Origin of the sequence: Streptomyces sp. T12 (assembly GCF_028736035.1) — a bacterium.
GTDB lineage: Bacteria > Actinomycetota > Actinomycetes > Streptomycetales > Streptomycetaceae > Streptomyces.
Genome location: NZ_CP117866.1, coordinates 745,514 through 768,596, shown reverse-complemented (window position 1 = coordinate 768,596; position 23,083 = coordinate 745,514). Strand labels below are relative to the sequence as shown.

Here is a 23,083-nt window from a genome sequence, read left to right as displayed (position 1 = left end):
CCATGGCCAACCCCTTCGACGACGCCAACGGTGTCTTCCATGTTCTGGTCAACGACGAGGGCCAGCACTCCCTGTGGCCGGACTTCGCGCCCGTACCCGACGGCTGGACCTCCGTGCACGGCCCCGGCGACCGGGCCGCCTGCCTGGAGTACATCGAGCAGAACTGGACGGACATGCGCCCGCGCAGCCTGGCCGAGGCCATGCGCGGGACCGAGGTCATGCGCGGGGCCGAGGGCTGATGGCCGGCCGCCCGGCCGTGGAGGACGTCCTTCCCCTGTCGCCCATGCAGGAGGGGATGGTCTTCCACGCGCTGTACGACGAGGGCGCACGGGACGTCTACACCGGCCAACTCGTCATCCGGCTCGAAGGGCCGGTGGACGGACCGCGGATGGGCCTGGCCGTCACGGCGCTGCTCACTCGGCACGCCAATCTGCGGGCCGCCTTCCGCACCTCGCGGTCGGGGCGCCCGGTCCAGGTGGTGCGCAGCGCGGTCACCGTCCCTTGGCAGATCACCGACCTGAGCACGCTGCCGCCCCAGGAGCATGAGCAGGCCTTCGACCGGCTGCTCGACGAGGACCGCGACGCACGGTTCGACCTGTCCCGTCCGCCGCTGCTGAGGTTCCGGCTCGTGACGTTCGGGGAGGGGCAGCACCGGCTGCTGATCTCCTCGCATCACCTGCTCTGGGACGGCTGGTCCGCCCCCGTGCTGGTGCGTGAGCTCTTCCAGCTGTACACGTCGGGCGGCGACCCCACGGCCCTGCCCCGCCCACGGCCCTACCGCGACTACCTGACGTGGCTGTCCCGCCAGGACCGCGAGACCGCGCGGCAGGCATGGAAGGCCGCCCTGCACGGACTCGACGAACCGTCACTCATCGCGCCCGAGGCGCGAGGCCACCCCGTCGAGCAGCCCGAACGGGTGGTCCTGGAGCTCTCCGAGGAGGACACCTCCGCGCTGGCGGGCGCCGCCCGCGCCCACGGAGTGACCGTCAGCACGGTGCTCCAGGGCCTGTGGGCCGTCCTGCTCGGCAGGCTGACCGGCCGCACGGACGTCGTCCTGGGGGCCACGGTCTCCGGCCGCGACGCCGACGTCCCCGGCATCGAGGCGATGGTCGGCCTCTTCATCAACACCCTGCCCGTACGGGTGCGGTTGAGGCCCGAGGAGCCGCTCGCCGACCTGCTGACCCGGCTCCAGACCGAGCAGGCCGCACTCCACGACCACCGGCATCTCGGCCTCGCGGAGATCCAGCGCGCCGCCGGGCACACCGCCCTGTTCGACACCCTGCTGGTCTTCGAGAGCTATCCCATCGACGACGACGGCATCGCCCGCGCCCTTGGCCCCGACGGTCCCCGTATGACGGGAGTCTCGGTCCGGGACGCCACTCACTACCCGTTGGCGCTGACCGCCCTGCCGGGCGACCGGATGACGCTGACGTTCAGCCATCAACCGGCTGTGCCGGCTCGCGGAACAGTCGAGCGTGTCGCCTCCCGACTCCGCCACCTGCTGAAGGAGTTCACGCGGGACCCCACCCGTCCCGTGGCCCGCCTCTCCACGGACGAGCACCCCGCACAGCACAACACCGCCCGCCCCTTGCCGCACCCCACAGTCCGCGCCCTGTACGAGGACCAGGCGGCCCGCACCCCCGACGCCCCCGCCGTCCGCCACGGCGACACCATCCTGACCTTCGCCGAACTCGACGCCCGCGCCGACCGACTGGCGGCCGCCCTGATCAGCCGGGGCGCAGGACCGGAGTCCGTGGTCGCCGTCGCCCTGCCCCGCAGCCCCGATCTGGTCACCGCGCTCCTCGCGGTACTGAAGGCCGGAGCCGCCGTCATGCCCGTCGACCCGGGCTATCCGCCCGACCGCATCGCGCTGATGCTCGACGACGCCGGGCCCCGACTGATGATCTGTGATCCGTCCACGGCCCAACTACCCGGCGTCGAACGGGACTTGGTGTGTCCGCCGAGCGCGGAGGCAGCCGTACGGGAGCGACCGCCCCTGTCTCCGGAACACCCCGCGTACGTCATCTTCACCTCGGGCTCCACCGGCCGCCCCAAGGGTGTGATCGGAACCCAGCGGGCCCTGGCCAACCGGCTCGACTGGGGCCGGGAGCTGGGGGGACGCCGTGCTGGGGACGGCTCGCCCGGCGTCCGCGTGTCGAAGAGCCCGCTGAGCTTCATCGACGGCCTGACCGAACTGCTCGGCGCCCTCGTAGCCGGCGAGGCGGTGGCCCTCGCCGACGACGAGGCGACCGGCGACCCGACAGCCCTCGCCGCACTGGCCGACCGCCATCGGGCCACCCTGCTCACGGCGGTCCCCAGCCTCTACGCCACGCTCGTCGAATCCGCCCCGCCGGACGCCTTCTCCTCCGTCCGCACCTGGATCTCCAGCGGCGAAACGCTCTCCGGCGAACTGGCCGACGCGATCACCCGCCGCTGGCCACAGGCTCGCCTGGTCAACCTCTACGGCTGCTCCGAGGCGGCCGGCGACAGCCTGATCCACGTCCACGACGCCGGCGAGGGCGCGGTGCCGCTCGGGCGGCCGATCGCCAACACGCGCGTCCACGTCCTCGACCCGTTCCTGCGACCGTCCCCCGGCGGCGCGGTCGGCGAGCTGTACCTGGCCGGCGACGGACTGGCCCGGGGCTACCTCGGCCAACCCGGCCGCACCGCCGAACGTTTCGTCGCCGCCCCCTTCGGCCCACCCGGCAGCCGCCTCTACCGCACCGGCGACCTCGCGAGACTGCGGCCCGACGGCACGGTGGAGTTCCTCGGCCGGGCCGACGACCAGGTGAAGATCCGGGGCTTCCGGGTCGAGCCCGGCGAGATCGAGGCGGCCATACGTACGTTGCCGGGAGTAGGCCGGGCCGCGGTCGTGGCCAGGGAGGACGGCCCGTCACCGCTACGCCTGGTCGCCTACGTCGTAGCGGACCCCGCGGCGCCCGGGGCTCCCCTCGATCCCCTCACCCTGCGCCGCGCCCTCGCCGAACGGCTCCCCGGTCACCTCGTCCCGTCCGCGGTGGTGGTCCTGGAGCAGCTGCCGCTCACCCCCAGCGGCAAACTCGACCGGCGCGCCCTGCCCGCCCCCGACTTCACGGAGACGTCCACCCACGAACCGCCCCGCACCGAACCGGAGAAGGTGCTGTGCGGGCTGTTCGCCGAAGTGCTCGGGCTGGAACGGGTCGGCGTCCACGACGACTTCTTCGAACGCGGCGGCGACAGCATCGTCTCGGTCCGCTTGGCCGACCGGGCCCGCAGAGCCGGACTCGCCCTGTCCCCCCGGGACGTGTTCACCCACCGCACCCCGGCCGGTCTCGCCCGGGCCCTGCCCGACGAAACCGGCCCCGCGCCCGAGGAGTTCACTCCGACCGGCGCCCCTCTGGTCTCACTCAGCCAGTCGCAGCTCGACAACGTCAAGGCGAGGTGGAGGACTCGATGAGCAAGGCATCCGGGGACGAGGGTTCCCTGGTCGAGGACGTTCTGCCGCTTTCCCCGCTGCAGCAGGGACTGCTGTTCCACGCCCTCTTCGACGAGGGCGCCCAGGACGTCTACACCATGCAGTCCCTGGTGGAGATCGAGGGCCCCCTGCGCCCCGCCCTCCTGCGCACCGCCGCCGAGGAGCTGTTCGCCCGGCACGCCAACCTGCGCAGCGCCTTTCTGCACGAGGACCTGGACGAACCGGTGCAGGTGGTACTCAAGCAGGTCCCCGTGCACTGGACGGAAGCGGAAGTCCCCGACGCGTCGGCGCTGTCCCGGATCGTCGAAGCGGACGCCACCGCCCGCTTCGACCTCACCGACCCGCCACTGCTGCGCCTCACGCTCGCCGAACCGGCGCCCGACCGCTGGCTGCTGGTCCTCACCAACCACCATCTCCTGCTGGACGGCTGGTCCATCCCGCTCCTGGTCCGCGAACTGCTCCAGCTCTACGCCGCCCAGCTCGCCCCCGGCACCACCGCCCCCCTGCCCGCCGTACGGCCGTACCGGGACTTCCTGGCCTGGCTCGCCTCCCGGGATCGCGAGGCCTCCGCCGACGCCTGGCGCCAGGCGCTGGCCGGGGTGGCGCCGACGGTGCTGGCGCCCTCGGCCGCCGGGCTGGTCCCGGTGCCACCCGAGTTGCACACGCTGCGGCTGACCGAGGAACTGACCGGCCATGTGCAGGAGTTCGCGAGGAGCCGGGGCGTCACCGTCAACACGGTCGTGCAGGGGCTGTGGGCCCTGCTGCTGGCGCGGCTGACCGGCCGGAACGATGTGGTCTTCGGGGCGACCGTGGCGGGACGGCCCGCCGAACTCGCCGGTGTGGAGTCCATGATCGGCCTGTTCATCAACACGGTGCCGGTCCGGGTGACCGTACCGCCCGGCGAACGGGCGGGCGCCTTCCTGCGCCGGCTCCAGGACGAGCAGTCCCTGCTGATGGACCATCAGCACCTCGGCCTCACCGAGATCCAGCGCCTGGCCGGTGCGGGTGGTGACCTCTTCGACACCCTGCTGGTCTTCGAGAACTACCCGATCGACGAGGCCGCGGTGGCCGAGGCCGAGGCCTCCGCCGGGCTGCGGATCATCGAGGTCAAGGGCTCGGGTGCCACCCACTATCCACTGACCCTGGCGGTGCTGGCCGAGCAACGGCTGGGGGTCGTCTTCGAGTTCCGCCCCGACTGCTACGACCGTGCGGCCGTGGAGCGGCTGGCCGGCCGCTTCGAGCGCCTCCTCCATGCGGTCCTGGCCGACCCGGACACCGCCCTGGCCGCGCTGGACGTCCTCGCGCCCGAGGAACGGGCTGCACTGCTGGCGGGTGGGGTGGGGGAGCGGCTGCCGGTGCCGTACCGCACGATGCCGGAGGCGTTCGAGGCGCAGGCGGCTCGTACGCCGGATGCGGTGGCGGTGGTGGGAGACGGGCAGTGTCGTACGTTTGCGGAGTTGAACAGTGCAGCCAACCAACTCGCCGGATACTTGGTCGAGTTGGGTGCAGGACCGGAGCAGATCGTCGCATTCGCCCTGCCGCCGACCCCGGACGCCATGACCGCTCTGCTGGCAATCCAGAAGTCGGGCGCAGCCTATTTGCCACTGGATCCGGCGTGGCCAGAGGAGCGGATCGCCGGGATGCTGGCGGATGCGAGTCCGGTGACGCTCGTAACAACGACGACTGCAACGCCCTTTCAGGGGCGCGGGCGCGACCAGCCACCGTCAGCCCGCAGCCGCCATCCGGCGTTTCCACCCGATCGCTGCGTATTCCTTGACACCCCCGAAGCCCGTCAACTCCTCGCGCACACCCCCACCTCCAACCTCACCGACACCGACCGCCACAACCCCCTACTCCCCGAACACCCCGCCTACGTCATCTACACCTCCGGCTCCACCGGCCGCCCCAAAGCCGTAGTCATCCCCCAGCGAGCCATCGTCAACCTCTTCACCGCCCACAACGCCGCCTTGCACGAACCCGCGGCCACGGCGGTCGACGGACGCCCGCTGAGGATCGGACACGCCTGGCCCCTCGCCTTCGACGCCTCCTGGCAGCCCATGCTGTGGATGTTCGCCGGACACGAGCTGCACCTGGTGCCCGAGGACGTCCGCCGCGACCCCACCGCACTGCGCGACTTCCTCGCCCGGCACGGCATCGAGTTCATCGAGCTCTCCCCGTCCCTGCTCGGCGAGCTGGTCGCCCAGGGCGGTGACTGGCAGGCCCAGCTCAAGGTGCTCGGCGTCGGCGGTGAAGCCGTACCGCCGGACCTGTGGCGCACCCTGCGGGAGACGGACGGGCTGGCCGCGCACAATCTCTACGGCCCCACCGAATGCACCGTCGACTCGGCGGACTGCGACCTCGCCCTCAGCGAGCGGCCGGCGATCGGCCGCCCCGTGGCGGGCGGCACCCTGTACATCCTGGACGGGCACCTCAACCCCGCCCCCGTCGGTGTCGAGGGCGAGCTGTACGTGGCGGGCGCCGGCCTGGCCCGGGGCTACCTCGGCCAACCGGCCGCCACCGCGAGCCGGTTCGTCGCCGACCCCTTCTCCGGTGAGCCCGGCGCGCGCATGTACCGCACCGGCGACATCGCCCGCTGGACCGAGGACGGCCTGGTGGAGTGCCTGGGCCGGGTCGACGACCAGGTCAAGATCAGGGGCTATCGGATCGAACCCGGCGAGATCGAGGCGGTGCTGCTGGAGCACGAGCTGGTCGAGCGGGCGGCGGTCGTCGTCCGCGAGGACACGCCCGGCGTTCGGCGCCTGGTCGCCTACGTCATCCTGGCCGTGCCGCCGGCCGTGCCGCCGGCCGTGCCGCCGGCCGTGCCGCCGGCCGCTCCGTCGGCCGAGGAGACGGCTGAGCTGCTGCGCCGGGCCGTGGCGGCCGTTCTGCCCGACTACATGGTGCCGTCGGCGTTCGTCCCGGTGGCCGGCTTCCCGCTCACCCTCAACGGCAAGCTGGACACCGCCGCCCTCCCGGCACCGTCCCGGTCCGCGGGCCCCGCCGCGCAGCCGCCCCGGAACCCGGTCGAGGAGCGGCTCGCCACACTGTTCGCCGAGGTGCTCGGGCTGGACGCGGTCGGCGTGCACGACAGCTTCTTCGCGCTCGGCGGCGACAGCATCGTGTCCATGCGGCTGGTCAGCCAGGCGCGGGCGGCCGGGCTCGCGATCTCGCCGCGTGACGTGTTCGAACGGCCCACCATCGCGGAACTCGCCGAACACGTCGGCACCGCCGAGCGTGCGGCCGACCCCGACCCCGACCCCGACCCCGACGCCGGCACCGGCGACATCCCGCTCACCCCGATGCTGACCTGGCTCACCCAGCAGGGCGGCCCCTTCCGCGGGCTCAGCCAGGCGCGCTTCCTCCGTACCCCGGCCGACATGGACCTCGACGGGCTGCACCGCACCGTCCAGTCCGTCCTGGACCGGCACGACCTGCTGCGCTCCACCTTCGCCCGGTCCGAGAACGGCGCGTGGCGCTTCCATGCCGCGCCTGTGGGCACGGCCCGCGCCGCCGACTGCGTGCGGCGCATCGACGCCGAGCGGCTGGACCACACGGCGATCGGCACGCTGGTGCCGGAGGCCTTCGACGAGCTCGTGGCCGAGCTCGACCCGGCGTCAGGCGCGGTGGCACGGTTCCTGTGGTTCGACACCGGCAGCGGTCGTGAGGGGCGGCTGCTGGTCGTGCTGCACCACCTCGTCACCGATGCCGCGTCCTGGGGCGTCCTGGTCGCCGACCTGGCCGCCGCCTGGGAGGGCAGGGAGCTGTCACCAGCAGGCACGTCCTTCCGTGAGTGGGCGCGGGCGCTGCAGGACCTGGCCCCGCACCGGTCGTCGGAACTCGCCTTCTGGAAGGGGATGTTGGACCGGCCGGAACCACCCCTGGGAGCCGGACCCCTGGAAGCCGGACTGCTGGGAGCCGGACCGCTGGACCCCGTCCGGGACACCAGGGAGACGATCCGCAGGCACTGGACCACGCTGGGCCCGGACATCACCACACCTCTGACCGCCGCTTCCGTCCAGGAGGTGCTGCTGACCGCCCTGGCACACGCCATACGGTCCTGGCGCAGCGCCCCCGACCCCTCGGTGCTGATCGCCCTGGAGGGGCACGGCCGCGAGGAGTACCTCCTCCCCGGCGCCGATCTGTCCAGCACCCTCGGCTGGTTCACCAGCGTCTTCCCGGTCCGGCTGGATCCCGGCGCCCCGCCCGGAGCGGACCAGGTGGCGCGGATCCGCGAACAGCTGGCCGCCCTGCCCGACAAGGGCATCGGCTACGGCCTGCTGCGCCACCTCAACCCGGAAACAGCCGAGCAACTCTCCCAACTGCCCGAGCCGCAGATCCAGTTCAACTATCTGGGGCGGATGGGGATGGGCGAGCGGCGTGAGACCGCCGTGTTCACGAGCGCACCCGAGACCGGTGCCATGGGCAGTGGCGCCGACCCCGGGATGCCCGCCCCCTACGCGCTCGTCGTCGACGCGGTGATCACCGGAAGCGAACTCTCGGTGTGCTGGCAGTGGCCGGAACGGCTCTTCATCGAGACCGACATCCAAGGGCTGGCCGCGCTCTGGGCCACGTCCCTCGAACTGCTCCTGAAAGGCGGAGACCAGTGACGGAGACCCCCACCGCCGACCTCGCCGCACGCAAACGCGAACTCCTGCGCCGCCGACTGGAGCGCGCCGGGCTGGCCGACGCCGAGGCCCGCTCCGAGCGGATCCCACGGCGGCCGGCGGACACGGCCCGGCTGCCACTGTCGTACGCCCAGTCCCGGATGTGGCTCCTCCAGCAGCTCGACCCGGCCAGCCCCGCCTACAACGTCTGCCTCGCCATCCGCCTGCGCGGCCCCCTCGACCCGGCCGCCCTGCGCATGGCCTTACAGGGACTGATCGACCGCCACGAGGTGCTGCGCACCCGCTACCCGGCCGCCGGGGACGGCACCCCGACGCAGCTCGTGGACAGGGAAGCGGAGGTGGAGTTCACCGCGGTCGACCTGCGCGGGCTGACAGTGGAGGAGCGGGACCGACAAGCGACGGACCTGGCCCGCACCGCCTCGGTCACCCCCTTCGACCTCGCCGCCGACCACCCGTTGCGCACCCTGCTCATCCAGCGGGCGGAGCAGGACCACACGCTAGTCCTGACGGTTCATCACATCGCCTGGGACGGAGGGACGTTCAACGCCCTCTCCCGCGATCTCACCGCCCTCTACCGGGCGGCCGCGACGGGCGAGCCCTCCGGTCTCGAACAACTGCCGCTCCAGTACGGCGACTTCGCACTCTGGCAGCGCACCACCTGGACCGACGAGCGACTGTCCGAGCACCTCGACCACTGGCGCACCGCCCTCGTCCCCCCGCCCCGCCCCCTGGCCCTGCCCACCGACGCCCCCCGTCCCGCCCGCCCCACCGCGCACGGCGACCGCCGCTTCCACACCTTCGCCCCCGAGGTCACCGACCGCCTCACCGCCTTCGCGCGCAACGCGGGCGCGACCCCCTTCATGGTGCTGTTCGCGGGCCTGGCCGCCCTGCTGCACCGCACCACCGGCGCCACCGACGTCCCCATCGGCTCGGCCGTCATGAACCGCGACCTCCCCGGCCTCGAGAATCTGATCGGCAACTTCGGCAACACCCTCGCCCTCCGTGCCGACCTCGAAGGGGACCCCGGCTTCGCCGAACTGGTCGAGCGTGTACGCCAGTTGTGCACGGACGGATACGCACACCAGGACATGCCCTTCGACAAACTGGTGGAGCAGCTGAAGCCGGAACGGCAGCCGGGCCGTGCCGTCTACTTCGACGTCATGCTCCTCTTCCTCACCCAGGGACTCGAAGGACCGCAGTTTCCAGGGGTGAGCGCCGCATGGGAGACCGTCCACAACGACACCACCCAGTTCGACCTCTCCCTGGAGGCGTTCCTCACCGGCGGCCGCCTGCGGATCGAGGCCACCTACCGCAGCGGCCTGTTCACCCCGGACACCGTCGACCGGCTGCTCCGGCACCTGGAGACGCTTCTCGGCGCCGCCCTCACCGAACCCGAACTCGCCCTCTCCCGACTGCCGTTGATGACCGAGGCCGAGCAGCAGCGGGTCCTGGAGGAATGGAACACCACGGGCCATCCCGTCCCCGCCGCACTCCTCACCGACCTCCTCGCCCAGCAGGCCGACCGCACCCCCGACGCGCCCGCTCTCATCGCCGACGACGGCCGGCCCGCCCTCGACCACGCAGGCCTGCACGCCCGCGCCAACCGCCTCGCCCGGCTGCTGATCTCCCACGGCGTAGGCCCCGAGCATCGCGTCGGGGTGGCCCTGGACCGTGGAACCGACCTGGTGGTGGCGCTGCTCGCGGTGCTCAAGGCCGGAGCCGCCTACGTCCCGCTGGACACCGGGTACCCGGCCGAGCGGCTGGCGTTCATGGTGGAGGACGCCGAGCCGACGCTCGTGCTGACCGCCTCGGGCACGGCAAGGATCCTGCCACCCGGAGTGCCCCTTCTCCTGCTCGACACCGACACCACCGCCTTCGACGCCGCCGAACTCACCGACGACGACCGCCTCCAGCCCCTGCGCCCCGAGCACCCGGCCTACGTCATCTACACCTCCGGCTCCACCGGCCGCCCCAAAGGAGTCGTCGTCCCGCACGCCGGGATCGTCAACCGGCTGCTGTGGATGCAGGAGGCGTACGAACTCGGCCCGGACGACCGGGTGTTGCAGAAGACCCCGGGCGGCTTCGACGTCTCCGTCTGGGAGCTCTTCTGGCCGCTGATCACCGGGGCCGTGCTCGTGCTCGCCCGCCCCGGCGGCCACCGCGACCCCGGCTACCTCGCCGAGCTGATCCGCGACCGCAGGGTCACGACCGCACACTTCGTCCCCTCGATGCTGCGCGTGTTCCTCGACGACCCGGCTGCCGAGCAGGCGCGCGGCGTGGTCCGCCGACTGCTGTGCAGCGGCGAGGCCCTGCCCACCGAACTCGCCGAGCGCTGTGCCGAGGCGCTGCCCGGAACCGAACTCCACAACCTCTACGGCCCCACCGAGGCCGCCGTGGACGTCACCGCCTGGCCGTGCGCCGAGGGGACGAGGTCCGCCGCCGGGTCCGTGCCGATCGGCCGCCCGGTGTGGAACACCCGCACCCTCGTCCTGGACGAGTCCCTACGCCCGGTGCCACCGGGCATCACAGGCGAGCTCTACCTCGGGGGCGCCCAACTGGCCCGCGGCTACCTCCGTCGCCCCGGCCTGACCGCCGACCGCTTCGTCGCCGACCCGTACGGCCCGCCCGGCGCCCGCCTCTACCGCACCGGCGACCTGGTGCGCTGGAGCGCGCAGGGGGCGTTGGAGTTCCTCGGCCGGTCCGACGACCAGGTGAAGATCCGTGGCTTCCGCGTCGAGCCGGGCGAGACCGAGGCCGCTGTGGCGGCGCTGCCCGGCGTCTCCCAGACAGTGGTGACGGCACGTCAGGACCAGCAGGGCGAACCGAGGTTGGTCGCGTACGCCGTACCCCATCCCGGGACCTCGCTGGAACCGTTGCAGGTCAGGCAGGACCTCAAGGCGACGCTCCCGGAACACCTGCTGCCCGCCGCCGTCGTGATCCTCGACGAGCTGCCGCTGACCCCCAACGGCAAACTCGACCGCGCGGCCCTGCCCGCCCCCGACCTCTCCGGCCTCACCACCGCCACCGCCCCTCGCACCGAGGCGGAGGCGACGCTCTGCGCCCTGTTCGCGGACCTCCTGGGGCTGGCGTCCGTAGGCATCCACGACGAGTTCTTCGCCCTCGGCGGCCACTCCGTCCTCGCCACCCGACTGGTCGCCCGCATCCGAGCCGAGCTCGGGGCCGTAGTCCCCCTACGGTCGGTCTTCGACGCACCGACCGTGGCCGCGCTCGCACCGCTCCTTCAGGCCCCGGCCGCCGAGCGACGCCCCGCGCTGCTCCCGGCCCGGCGCCCCGACCCGGTGCCGTTGTCCTCCGCGCAGGCGCGCCTGTGGTTCCTCTTCCGTCTGGAAGGGCCCAGCCCGACGTACAACATCCACACCGCCGTACGCCTCACCGGACCGCTCGACACCGACGCCCTGCGAGCGGCACTCCAGGACGTCGTGGACCGTCACGAAGCGCTGCGCACGGTCTTCCCGGACGACGACGGCACGCCCTACCAGCGGGTGCTGGCGGACGCGGCCGTGCCCTTCGAGGTGGTGGCGGCCCGAGCCGGGGAACTCGACGCGCTGCTGAGCGAGGCCGCCGCGTACTCCTTCGCGCTGGACGCCGAGATCCCCGTACGCGCCACGCTGTACGCCCTCGCCCCCGACGAGCACGTCCTGCTCCTGCTCGTCCACCACATCGCCACCGACGGCTGGTCGGCGGAGCCACTGCTGCGGGACCTGGAGACGGCCTACGCGGCCAGGGCGCGGGGCGGCCGCCCCGAATTGCCGCCGCTCGCCGTGCAGTACGCCGACTACACGCTGTGGCAGCGGCAGTCGCTCGAATACGGCGGCCTGGCCGACTCCGAACTGGACTACTGGGCACGGCAGTTGGAGGGCCTACCGGAGGAACTGCAGCTGCCCGTCGACCGTCCGCGCCCGGCCGTCGCCGGATACCGGGCCGGAGCCGTGGACTTCGCCCTCGACGCGGAGGTCCACCGCACGCTGCGCGACCTGGCAGGGGAGGTGGGCGGCACCGTCTTCATGGCCCTCCAAGCGGCCCTCGCGGTCCTGCTCGGCCGCCTGGGCGCCGGACACGACATCCCCCTCGGCACCCCGGTCGCCGGACGGGGCGACGCGACCCTCGACGACCTCGTGGGCCTCTTCGTCAACACCCTGGTGCTGCGCACCGACGTCTCCGGTGACCCGACGTTCCGTACGCTGCTCGCCCGGGTGCGCGAGACCGACGTGGACGCCTACGCCCATCAGGACCTGCCGTTCGAGCGGCTCGTGGACGCGCTCGCCCCGACCCGCTCGATGGGCCGGCATCCGCTGTTCCAGGTGATGCTCGCCCATCAGCAAGTCCCGGACAGGGCAAGGGACTTCGCCGGACTGACGCTCAGCGAGCTGCGCGTCGACTTCTACACCGCGAAGACCGACCTGGCCTTCCACGTCTTCGAGCGCACGGACGGCGGCGGCATCACCGGCTCCCTCGTCCACAGCCGTGACCTGTACGACGACGCAACCGCCCAGGACATCGTGGAGCGGTTCGTGCGGCTGGTCGGCGAGCTGGCGCGGAAGCCGGATCTGCCGGTCGCCCTGGCCGACCTGCTCACCCCGCGTGAGCGTTCCCTGATGCTGGGGGAGTGGAACGACACCGCGCATCCCATGCCCGCCACCACCCTGACCGCACTGGTCGAGGAACAGGCGGCGCAGACTCCTGACCTCCCCGCCGTCGAGTACGGCATCGAGGGCGGCCTGAAGCTGACCTACGCCGAGCTCAACTCCCGCGCCAACGCCCTCGCCCGGCAGCTCACTTCGCTCGGCGTCGGACCCGAGCGCCGCGTCGGCATCCATCTGGAACGCTCGGTGGAGATGGTCGTAGGACTGCTCGCCGTGCTGAAGGCGGGCGGGGCGTTCGTCCCGTTGGAGCCGTCCTGGCCGGCGCGGCGGATCGCCGAAGTGTGCCGGGGCGCGGCGCTGACGGCGGTGCTGGGGAGGCCCGGCGGGGGAGTGGTCCTCGGGGACGACGCCCCGCCGTTCGTGGAGGTGCGCCTGGACGGACCGGAGCAGCCGGAGAACCCGCACGTCCCCGTCGATCCCGAAGGCCTCGCCTACGTCATCTACACGTCCGGCTCCACCGGCGTCCCCAAGGGCGCCATGATCCGCCACCGGGCCATCGCGCACCGGCTGCTGTGGCAGCGCGGCCTGCTCGGCTTCGGCACCGAGGACGCGGCCCTGTTCAAGGCGCCGCTCGGCTTCGACATCTCCATCAACGAGATCTTCCTGCCGCTGGTGAACGGCGGCCGTGTGGTGATCGCCGAACCGGGTGGCGAACGCGACGTGGACTACCTTCTCGACGCCGTCGAACGGCACCGGGTCACCTTCACCTACCTCGTCTCCTCGATGCTCGACCTGCTCCTGGAGCTGGACGGCTTCGCCCGCCGGGCCCGCTGGCTGAAGCACGTGTGGTGCGGCGGCGAGGTGCTCACCCCGAAGCTGTTCGCCCGCTTCCGCGCCGCGAGCCCCGCGGTGATGTACCACGGGTACGGGCCGGCCGAGGCCACCATCGGCGTCAGCCACGTCGTCTACAGCACCGGCGCCATCCGCAGCGCCGTCTCCATCGGGCGGCCCAACGGCAACACCCGGCTCCACGTCCTCGACGACCGGTTGCGGCCGGTGCCGGTCGGCGTGCCGGGGGAGCTGTACGCCGGCGGTGTCTACCTCGGCCGCGGCTATGTGAACGACCCCCGCCGCACCGCCGACCACTGGGTGGCCGACCCGTTCGGCCCGCCCGGCGAACGCCTCTACCGCACCGGCGACCTGGTGCGATGGCGGCGCGACGGCACCCTGGAGTTCCTCGGCCGGGCCGACAACCAGGTGAAGATCCGCGGCATGCGGGTCGAGCTGGAGGAGATCGAGGCGATCCTCGAACAGCACCCGGGCGTCCGGCGCGGGGTGGTGACGATCCGGGAGGACGCCCCGGGCGTGAAGCACCTCGCCGGCTACTACCTGGCCGCACACGACCTCGACGACCTGCACGGCTGGCTCCGCGAGCGGCTGCCCGAACACATGGTGCCGCGCACGCTCACCGCCCTCGACACCTTCCCGCTGCTGCCCTCCGGCAAAGTCGACCGCGGCTCCCTGCCCGCGCCCACAACCACGACCTCCGGCGCACCGACACGGGCGCCCGCCGGCGAACGCGAGCGGCGGCTCTGCGAGTTGTTCGCCTCCGTCCTCGGGCTGGGCCGCGTCGGCGTCGACGACAACTTCTTCGAGCTCGGCGGCGACAGCATCGTCTCCATCCGGCTGGTGACCCTGGCCCGCAAGGCCGGTATCGCCCTCAGCCCCCGGCACGTCTTCCAGACGCCCACCCCGGCCGGCCTGGCCGCCTGCGCCGAGCCCACCGACACCGGCCCGGTCGACGAGAGGGTCGCCGAGCGGGTCGACGAGCCGGTCGGCGAGGTGGAACTGACCCCGATCATGCGCTGGACGGCCGGCCCCGACGGCTCCTACGGCGGCCTCGTCCAGGCGGTCCTGCTCGTGACCCCGCCCGATCTCACGTACGACATCGCCGTCGACCTACTCCAGGCGCTGCTGGACCGCCACGACATCCTCCGTGCCCGACTGACGAACCGGCTGGTGGTGCCCGCCGAAGGAGCGGTGCGGGCGGGCGAACTGCTCAGTCAGGTGCGGGACGTGTCGCTCGACGACGAGCTGGCCGCCGCCGCGGCCCGGCTCGACCCGGCGGCAGGGCGCATTCTCCAGGCCGTCTGGTTCACCGACTCCGGCCGACTGCTCCTCGTCGCCCACCACCTGGTCGTCGACGGAGTGTCCTGGCGCATCATCACCTCCGACCTGGCAGAGGCATGGCAGTCGGGACGGGCCCTCCCCCGCACCGGCACCTCCTTCCGCACCTGGAGCAGGCTCCTGGGCGAGGAGGCCCGCACACCCGACCGGGTGCGTGAACTGCCCTGGTGGACAGAGGCGTTGGAGACAGGACGCCCGCTGCTCGAAAGCTCCCCCGATGCCGGCGCCACCCTGCGGGAGCACAACCTGGTGCTCCCGCCCGCGATCACCGGACCACTGCTGACCGCGGTGCCCGCCGCCTATCACGCCGCCGCCCCCGACGTCCTGCTCACCGCCCTCGCCCTCGCCGCAGCCGCCTGGCGGGAGCGGCGCGGCGACCTGGCAGGCCGCTCGCTGCTCGTCGGGCTGGAGGGGCACGGGCGCGAGGAGGACATCGCCGACGGCGTCGATCTGTCGGCCACGGTGGGCTGGTTCACCACCTTCCACCCGGTCGGTATCGACCCCGGCCCGCTGGACCTCGACGAGGCGCTGTCCGGCGGGCCCGCCGCGGGCACGGCGCTCAAGCGGATCAAGGAGCAGCTGCGCGCCGTACCGGACCACGGCCTCGGATACGGCCTCCTGCGCCACCTCAACCCCGACACCGCGCCCGCCCTGGAGAAACTGCCCCAGCCGCAGATCCTCTTCAACTACCTCGGCCGCTTCGCCGCGTCCGACTCGGCCGAGAAACCCTGGGAACTGGCCCCCGAGGCCCCCGTGCTCCGCGTACCGCCGACTGCATCCGACAGCGGCTCCGCCGCGGGCGGGCACCCTGCGGCCTTCGGCCTGGAGATCAACGCCGTGGCCGTCGAGGAGGCGGGCGGCGTCCGGCTGCACGTCTCCGCGTCCTGGCCGGACGGGTTCCTGACCGAGTCCGCGGCCGCAGACCTGCTCGGCCTCTGGGAGCGCGCCCTGCACGGCCTCGCCCGGCACGCCGAGGACTCCCCGGCAGGCGGCCTCACCCCCTCGGACCTGCCCCTGGTCGACCTGACCCAGGAGGACATCGACGACTTCGAGAACGACCTCGACGACTTCTGAGCCCACCTACTGACTCGTGAGCCCACGCACTACTCCCGAGCCCCCACGGACGACTTCGGAGGAACCGGTGACGCAGCACCCCCCGACCGCGGACGAGCTGCTCCGTTCGGTCACCGACACATTCGGCTCGGAGGCGGCGCCGAGCGAGGACGACAGCCTCATCGCCTGGGGCCTGGACTCCATCACCCTGATGAAGATCGCGGGCGGCTGGCGGAAACAGGGCGTTAGGGTCAGCTTCGCCGAACTGGCCAAGGAACCGACCCTGCGTGCCTGGCGGACACTGCTGGAAGCCCACGTGCCAGCAGCCCGGCCGCCTGCGAGCACCCCGAGCGTGGCACCCGCCCACCCCGAACCCCGCGAGCCCTTCCCGCTCGCCGTGATGCAGCACGCCTACTGGATCGGCCGTGGCGACGAGACCAGGCTCGGTTCCGTCGCCGCCCACCTCTACGTCGAGTTCGACGGCCCCGGCGTCGACCCCGCCCGGCTCGACGCGGCCGTACGAGCCCTCGCGGCCCGCCACGGCATGCTGCGCGCCCGCTTCACCGACGACGGCCGTCAGGAGATCCTGCCCGACCTCATGGGCCCCGCGACGGCCGTCAACGACCTGCGGACGCTCGACACCCGGACCGCGGCCGCCGAACTGGAGGACGTCCGGCTCTCCTCCTCGCACGCGCGCCTGGACATCGCCGCAGGTGAGGTCTTCTCCGTGCAGCTCTCGCTGCTGCCGGACGGCGGCAGCCGGCTGCACGTCGACGTCGACATGCTCGCCGCCGACGCGCTCAGCTACCGGGTACTGCTCTCCGACCTCGCCAAGCTCTACGCGAACCCCGGCACACCGCTCCCCGCGATCCGCACCAGCTACCCGGAGTACCTCGCCGAGCGCGCGGACGTACGGCGGCTGAGCCGGGACCAGGCACAGGCGTGGTGGCAGCGGCGGATCCCCGAGCTGCCCAGCGCCCCCGAACTCCCCCTCGTGCCCGAGGCGGAGCGTGCGGACCCGACCCGGGTGACCCGACGCCACCACTGGCTGCCGCCGGAGGAGAAGCGGCGGCTGACCGCCCGCGCCCACCAGCACGGGCTGACCCCGGCCATGGCGGTGGCGACCGCCTTCTCGGAGGTCCTGGCCGCCTGGAGCGGACAGCCGCGCTTCCTGCTGAACGTGCCGATGTTCGACCGCAGGGGCTCCCACCCCGACGTCGACCTGCTCGTCGGCGACTTCACCAGCTCGGTGCTGCTCGACGTCGACCTGGCCGAACCGGGCTCGTTCACCGAGCACGCGCGGCACTTGCAGGACCGTATGCACACCGACGCGGCACATTCCGACTACTCCGGCGTGGAGGTCCTGCGGGACCTGTCCCGGCACAACGGCGAACAGGTCCTGGCCCCCGTGGTGTTCACCAGCGCCCTCAACCTCGGCGAGCTCTTCGACGCAGGCGTACGGCAGTCCTTCGGCAAGCCCGTCTGGATCATCTCCCAGGGACCGCAGGTGCTCCTGGACGCCCAGGTGACCGAGGTCGACGGCGGACTGCTGGTCAACTGGGACGTCCGCGAGGACGCCTTCCCGGCCGGCATGGTCGACGCGATGTTCGCCGCCTTCCACGGCCTCGTCACCCGGCTCGGCACCGACGACACGGTCTGGGAGCGCCCGGTTCCGGCCCTGCTGCCCGCCGAGCAGTCCGCGGTCCGCGCCACCGTCAACTCCACCGAGGGCCCGCGCAGCCACCGGCTGCTGCACCAGGGCTTCTTCGAACGCGCCGCCGGGCAGCCGGATGCGCCCGCCCTGCTGTGGGCCACCGAAGGTGCCCTGTCCTACGGCGAGTTGGCCGACCGTGCGCTGCGCACCGCCGCCGCCCTGGTGGAGCGCGGCGTACGCCCCGGCGACACGGTCGCGGTGAGCCTCCCGAAGGGGCCCGGCCAGATCACCGCCGTACTGGGCGTGCTGGCCGCGGGTGCCGCCTACGTGCCGATCGGCGTCGAGCAGCCGCCCGCGCGCCGCGACCGCATCCGCGCCACCGCGGGATTCCGGGTCGCGCTGACCGACGGGCGCCCGGTCGAGGGCCTCGATGTTCTCCCGGTCGTCGAGGCGCTGCGCGCTACCCCCCTCGCGGAGCCGGTGACGGTGGACGAGGAACAGCCCGCCTACGTGCTGTTCACCTCCGGCTCCACCGGCGAACCCAAGGGCGTCGAAGTGCCGCACCGGGCGGCCATGAACACCATCGACGACCTCAACGACCGGTTCGCCGTGGGCGCTTCGGACCGCTGTCTCGCCCTGTCCGCCCTGGACTTCGACCTCTCCGTCTACGACACCTTCGGGCTGCTGAGTGCGGGCGGTGCGGTCGTGCTCGTGGACGAGGACGACCGGCGCGAGGCCAGTCAGTGGGCCGACCTCGCGCGCACACATGGGGTGACGCTCATCAACTGCGTGCCGCCCCTGCTCGACATGCTCCTCCTGGCCACCGCACCGGGCCAACTCGCCGGTCTGCGCGCGGTGTTGCTCGGGGGCGACCGGGTGGGCACCGACCTGCCGGGGCGGCTGGCCGCGAGGGCTCCCGGCTGCCGGTTCACCGGTCTGGGCGGCACGACGGAGACCGCGATCCACTCCACCGTCTGCGAAGTGACCGGCACTCAAGTCCCGGCGCACTGGCGGTCGGTGCCGTACGGCACTCCGCTGCGCAACGTCCGTTGCCGGGTCGTCGACGCCCACGGACGGGACTGCCCGGACTGGGTGCCGGGTGAGCTGTGGATCGGCGGGGACGGGGTGGCGCTCGGATACCGGGCCGATCCCTCCCGTACGGCCGAGAAGTTCACGGAGGAGGACGGGCTGCGCTGGTACCGCACCGGTGACCTGGCGCGGTACTGGCCCGACGGCATGGTGGAGTTCCTCGGCCGCCGTGACCACCAGGTCAAGCTGCGCGGCTTCCGGATCGAACTGGGCGAGGTGGAGGCGGCGCTCGTCGGACACCACGCCGTACGGCGTGCCGTCGCCGGGCTGACCCGGGGCCAGGGCGTCCAGCTGGCGGCCGCGGTGGCCGCCGACGCGGGGACAGCCGAGGACGAGCTGCGGGAGTGGGCGCGATCCGTGCTGCCGCCGCACATGGTCCCGGCCCGGATCGCCGTGGCCGGGGAACTCCCGCTCACCTCCAACGGCAAACTCGACCGCCGTGCCGTACAGGAGCTGTGGCAGGTGGCGGAGGCGGAACAGCACCGGGCCCCCGGTACCGCCCTGGAGACGGTCGTGGCCCGCGTCTGGCAGGACGTCCTCGGCGTCGACCGCGTCGGTCTCGACGACGGCTTCTTCGCGCTCGGCGGGGACTCGGTCCTCGCCACCGTGATCGTCGGCCGGCTGCGTGAGGCGCTGGACACCTCGGAGGTCTCCGTACGCTCCCTCTTCGCGACCCTGACGGCCGGCGGCATGGCCAAGCGGCTGTCCGCCGAGGAGCAGACGCCCGGCCGTCTCGAACAAGTCGCCGCGATTCACCTGGAGATCGAGGACATGTCGGCGCAAGAGATCGACTCCGCGCTGCGGGACACGTAAGGAATCCGCACTGCGGGACATGTAAGGAAAGAGGGGCGGGGTACCCGCAGGCGCCCCGCCCCTCCCTTCGTCGCCCCTCCCTCGGGCGTCAGTCGAGCTTCTTGAAACCGGGCTCCAGGTTGTTCAGCGCCCACGGGATGCCCAGCACGGACGGGCTGCGGAGCTGGCTGATGGCCGCGACGTCGGTCACGACATACCGGTCGTCCTTCACCGCGGACATGTTCTTCACCAGGGCACTGGCCTCGAACGCCTTCTTCAGGTCCGGCGTGGTGAACGCGATGACGACCAGATCGGCGTCCAGCTTGTCGAGCTGCTCGAAGGACAGCTCACCGGTCGGGCTGCCGTTGACCGTCTTGATGTTCTTCACCGACGGGGTCAGGCCCATCCCGACCTGGCTCATCAGCTTGGCCGCGAAGTCGTCCTCGGACGCGATCGTGAAGATCTTGGCCGGGGTGTTGCCGATGGACAGGCTGTAGGTCTTGCCCTGAAGCTTGGGATGCTTCTCCTTCACCGCGGCGATGCTGTCTTCGGTCTCCTTGATGACCTGCTCGCCCCGCTCCTCCTTGCCGACGGCCTCGGCGACCACCTGCACATGCTCCTGCCAGGTCTGCTTCCCCCAGGCCGTCTCGTACCCGATCGTCGGCGCCACCGCGGCGAGCTTCTTGTAGTCCTTGTCCAGGGTGAAGTCCGAGGTGGCGAGGATCAGATCGGGCTGGAGGGCGGCGACCTTCTCGTAGTCGACGGCGGTCAGTGTGTCGAGGAGCTCGGTCTTCTTGGTGTCGATCTCGTCCTTCAGCCACGGGTACACGCCGTCCGAGCTGAGCGCGTCCTTCGAGATGGCGACCGGCGTGGCACCCAGCGCGTACAGCGCGTCGATGTCGTCGGTGCCGCCGTTGCCGATCACCACGATCCGCTCGGGCGCCGCGGCGATCTTCGTGGTGCCGAACTTGTGCTTGACGGACACGGGGAAGGCGGACGAGGAGTCCGCCTTCGCGTCGCCGGAGGCGTCCGAGGAGGTGTCCGAGTCGTCCTTGACGGAGCCGCAGGCTGCCAGCCCCGCGGCCAGGGTGACGGTGAGAAGGGTGGTGAGGAGCTTTCTCGACATGAGCGTCCCTTGTCGCCGATGACAGGCAGGAGTCGTACGGCCGTCAGTTAAGCAAGGTAAGCCTTGCCTTAGCAACGCTTTTCGGACAACCTCTTTGTTTTTGGCGGGAGTTGACGCTGTTTGATCACGGGCGAGCGGTGAGATAGCCCCCCATCGTGCGGAAGTAGTCGGTCGCCGCGTACTCCGACCCGTCGTCGGTGCGCACCCGCTGGACGACCAGCCCCGGGTGGCGGCCGGTGTGGGAGTCCGGGCCCGCCACGATGACCACGCCGTCCCCCTCACGGATGAAGATCCGGCCCGGGGTGCCGCCGTAACGGCCCTCGGAGGCGGCGGCGGAGACGACCCTGATCCGCTGTCCGCGATGGAACGTGTACGCGTTGGGGTACGGGTCCGACTGTGCCCGCACGAGGCGCTCCAGGCGCTCCGCCGGCCAGGTCCAGTCGATGCGGCTGTCCTCGAGCGAGCGCTTGTGGAAGAAGCTCGCCCGGCTGCGGTCCTGCGGCTGCCAGTGGGCGGCGGCCCGGCCGGAGGCGATGAGGTCGAGCGACTCGCGCACGATGGGCGCGATCAGGTCGACCGTGCGGTGGAACAGGTCCGTTGCGGTATCGGCCGGCCCGACCACCACCGAGCGCTGCACCAGGATGTCCCCGGCGTCCAGCTCGGCGTTCATGCGGTGCGCGGTGACGCCGACGCGCTCCTCGCCGTTGAGGAGCGCCCAGATGATGGGGGAGAAGCCGGCGTAGGAGGGCAGCAGCGAGTCGTGGACGTTGAGCGTGCCGTGCGGGGGCAGGTCGAAGAGCTCGGGCGGCAGCCAGGTGCGCCAGTTGTTGGCGACGAGGATGTCCGGCTCGGCGTCGCGCACCGCGGCGAGGAGGTCGGGGTCGTCGGGGCGGTTGCGCAGGAGGACGGGGACGTCGTTCTTCTCGGCCAGTTCGGCGACGGAGTCGCCCCAGATCTTCTCGTAGGCGTGGTCGCTCTTGGGGTGGGTGACCACGAGCACGACCTCGTGGTCGGAGTCCAGCAGGGCCTGGAGTGTGCGGTGGCCCCAGGTCTGGTAGCCGAACATGGCGACGCGCATGCGGTTCTCCCCTTCGGCAGGCTCCATTGCAAGGTAAGGCTAACCTTATCTAACATGTGGCTGTCTGAGGGAGGCGATGCCACGGTGAAGTCACCGCTCACGGGATCGGACACCACCTACGACGTCCTCGGAATCGGCTTCGGGCCGTCAAATCTCGCACTGGCCATAGCGATTGACGAACATAACGCGGACCTTCCGGCCGACCGTCGGATCAACGCCCTTTTCCTGGAGCGCCAGCCCCGTTTCGGCTGGCACCGGGGCATGCTCATCGACGACGCCACCATGCAGGTGTCGTTTCTCAAGGACCTTGTGACGCTGCGCAATCCGGCCAGCGACTTCAGCTTCCTGTGCTTCCTGTGCGAACGCGGCCGGCTGATCGACTTCCTGAACCAGAAGACGCTCTTCCCGCTGCGCGTCGAGTTCCACGAATACTTCGAGTGGGCCGCCGAGCGGGTGCGGCACCTCGTGGCGTACGACCATGTGGTGACCGCCATCGACCCCGTGCGCGACGACGCGGGCACGGTGACGCACTTCGACGTGGTCTGCCGTGACCCGGAGCACCCCGGTCGGACGGTCACCCGTCGGGCCCGCGACATCAGCGTGGCGGTCGGCCTGGAGCCGCATGTGCCGCCCGGCGTCGAACTGTCCGAACGGGTCTGGCACAACAGCCAGTTACTGCCTCGCGTCACCGAACTCGCCGCCGCCGGTGCGCCGGTGCGCCGCGCGGTCGTCCTCGGCGCGGGGCAGAGCGCCGCCGAGACCGTCGACTTCCTGCACCGTTCGTTCCCCGAGGCCGAGGTCTGCGCGGTGTTCGCCAAGTACGGCTACACCCCGGCCGACGACAGCCCGTTCGTCAACCGCATCTTCGACCCGGAGGCGGTGGACTTGTACTTCGGTGCGCCCTCCGAGGTCAAACAGTCCCTCTTCGACTACCACCGGTCCACCAACTACTCGGTCGTCGACATGGAGTTGATCGAGTCCCTGTACGCCACCGCCTACCAGGAGAAGGTCACCGGCCGGGAGCGGCTGCGCTTCCTCAACGTCTCCCGCATCCGCGACGTCCGGCAGCGCGGCGACGGCCTGCTCGATGTCGCGGTGGAATTCCTGCCGACCGGGGAAAAGCAGGTGCTGGAGACCGACGTTCTGGTCCACGCCACCGGCTACCGCCCCCGCCACCTGACCGCCCTGCTCGGCGAGGCGGCGAAGGTCTGCCTGCGGGACGACGGGGACGCCATCCGCGTCTCGCGCGACCACCGCGTGGAGACCGCGCCCGACGTCAGCGCGGGGATCTATCTCCAGGGCAGCACCGAGCACACGCACGGCCTCACCTCGACCCTGCTGTCGACCACGGCGATCCGCGCGGGGGAGATCCACCGCTCCCTGCTGGACCGGCACACGGCGTCCGTCTGAGCCGGTCGGAC

Annotated in this window: 8 protein-coding genes; 6 read left to right on the top strand and 2 right to left on the bottom strand. The window is 71.9% G+C overall.

Annotated elements, in window-relative coordinates:
- Positions 1-2: 2 nt before the first annotated feature.
- The 5 genes from PBV52_RS03395 to PBV52_RS03375 all read left to right on the top strand — a co-directional run bounded on the left by PBV52_RS03395 (position 3) and on the right by PBV52_RS03375 (position 19,479).
- Positions 3-239, top strand: coding sequence for an MbtH family protein (locus tag PBV52_RS03395; RefSeq protein WP_274236755.1), 237 nt, complete (start codon positions 3-5; stop codon positions 237-239).
- Positions 239-3,436, top strand: a complete 3,198-nt coding sequence (locus PBV52_RS03390; protein WP_274236754.1) for an amino acid adenylation domain-containing protein — start codon at positions 239-241, stop codon at positions 3,434-3,436. Before PBV52_RS03395 ends, PBV52_RS03390 begins: the two co-directional genes overlap by 1 nt.
- A complete protein-coding gene (locus tag PBV52_RS03385; protein ID WP_274236753.1) occupies positions 3,433-8,061 on the top strand; it encodes a non-ribosomal peptide synthetase in 4,629 nt (1,542 codons plus the stop codon). The genes PBV52_RS03390 and PBV52_RS03385 overlap by 4 nt, the downstream gene beginning before the upstream one ends.
- Positions 8,058-15,944, top strand: a complete 7,887-nt coding sequence (locus PBV52_RS03380) for a non-ribosomal peptide synthetase (protein ID WP_274236752.1) — start codon at positions 8,058-8,060, stop codon at positions 15,942-15,944. The genes PBV52_RS03385 and PBV52_RS03380 overlap by 4 nt, the downstream gene beginning before the upstream one ends.
- Positions 15,945-16,011: 67 nt before the next feature.
- Positions 16,012-19,479, top strand: coding sequence for an amino acid adenylation domain-containing protein (locus PBV52_RS03375; protein WP_274236751.1), 3,468 nt, complete (start codon positions 16,012-16,014; stop codon positions 19,477-19,479).
- 88 nt (positions 19,480-19,567) lie between these two features.
- Here the strand turns inward: PBV52_RS03375 and PBV52_RS03370 are convergent, their stop codons facing one another.
- Entirely contained in the window at positions 19,568-20,584 is a 1,017-nt protein-coding gene (locus PBV52_RS03370; protein WP_274236750.1) for an iron-siderophore ABC transporter substrate-binding protein, read from the bottom strand.
- A 124-nt stretch (positions 20,585-20,708) separates the two neighbouring features.
- Entirely contained in the window at positions 20,709-21,662 is a 954-nt protein-coding gene (locus tag PBV52_RS03365) for a methionyl-tRNA formyltransferase (protein ID WP_274236749.1), read from the bottom strand.
- An 84-nt stretch (positions 21,663-21,746) separates the two neighbouring features.
- Between PBV52_RS03365 and PBV52_RS03360 the strand changes: the two genes are divergently transcribed.
- Positions 21,747-23,072: a lysine N(6)-hydroxylase/L-ornithine N(5)-oxygenase family protein gene (locus PBV52_RS03360; protein ID WP_274236748.1), complete on the top strand. Its 1,326-nt coding sequence runs from the start codon at positions 21,747-21,749 to the stop codon at positions 23,070-23,072.
- Positions 23,073-23,083 lie beyond the last annotated feature (11 nt).

What these genes read in the sequence shown, in the direction of transcription:
- PBV52_RS03370 (WP_274236750.1), bottom strand. Translation starts at nt 20,584, where the DNA reads ATGTCGAGAAAGCTCCTCACCACCCTTCTCACCGTCACCCTGGCCGCG.
- PBV52_RS03390 (WP_274236754.1), top strand. Translation starts at nt 239, where the DNA reads ATGGCCGGCCGCCCGGCCGTGGAGGACGTCCTTCCCCTGTCGCCCATG.
- PBV52_RS03395 (WP_274236755.1), top strand. Translation starts at nt 3, where the DNA reads ATGGCCAACCCCTTCGACGACGCCAACGGTGTCTTCCATGTTCTGGTC.
- PBV52_RS03365 (WP_274236749.1), bottom strand. Translation starts at nt 21,662, where the DNA reads ATGCGCGTCGCCATGTTCGGCTACCAGACCTGGGGCCACCGCACACTC.
- PBV52_RS03385 (WP_274236753.1), top strand. Translation starts at nt 3,433, where the DNA reads ATGAGCAAGGCATCCGGGGACGAGGGTTCCCTGGTCGAGGACGTTCTG.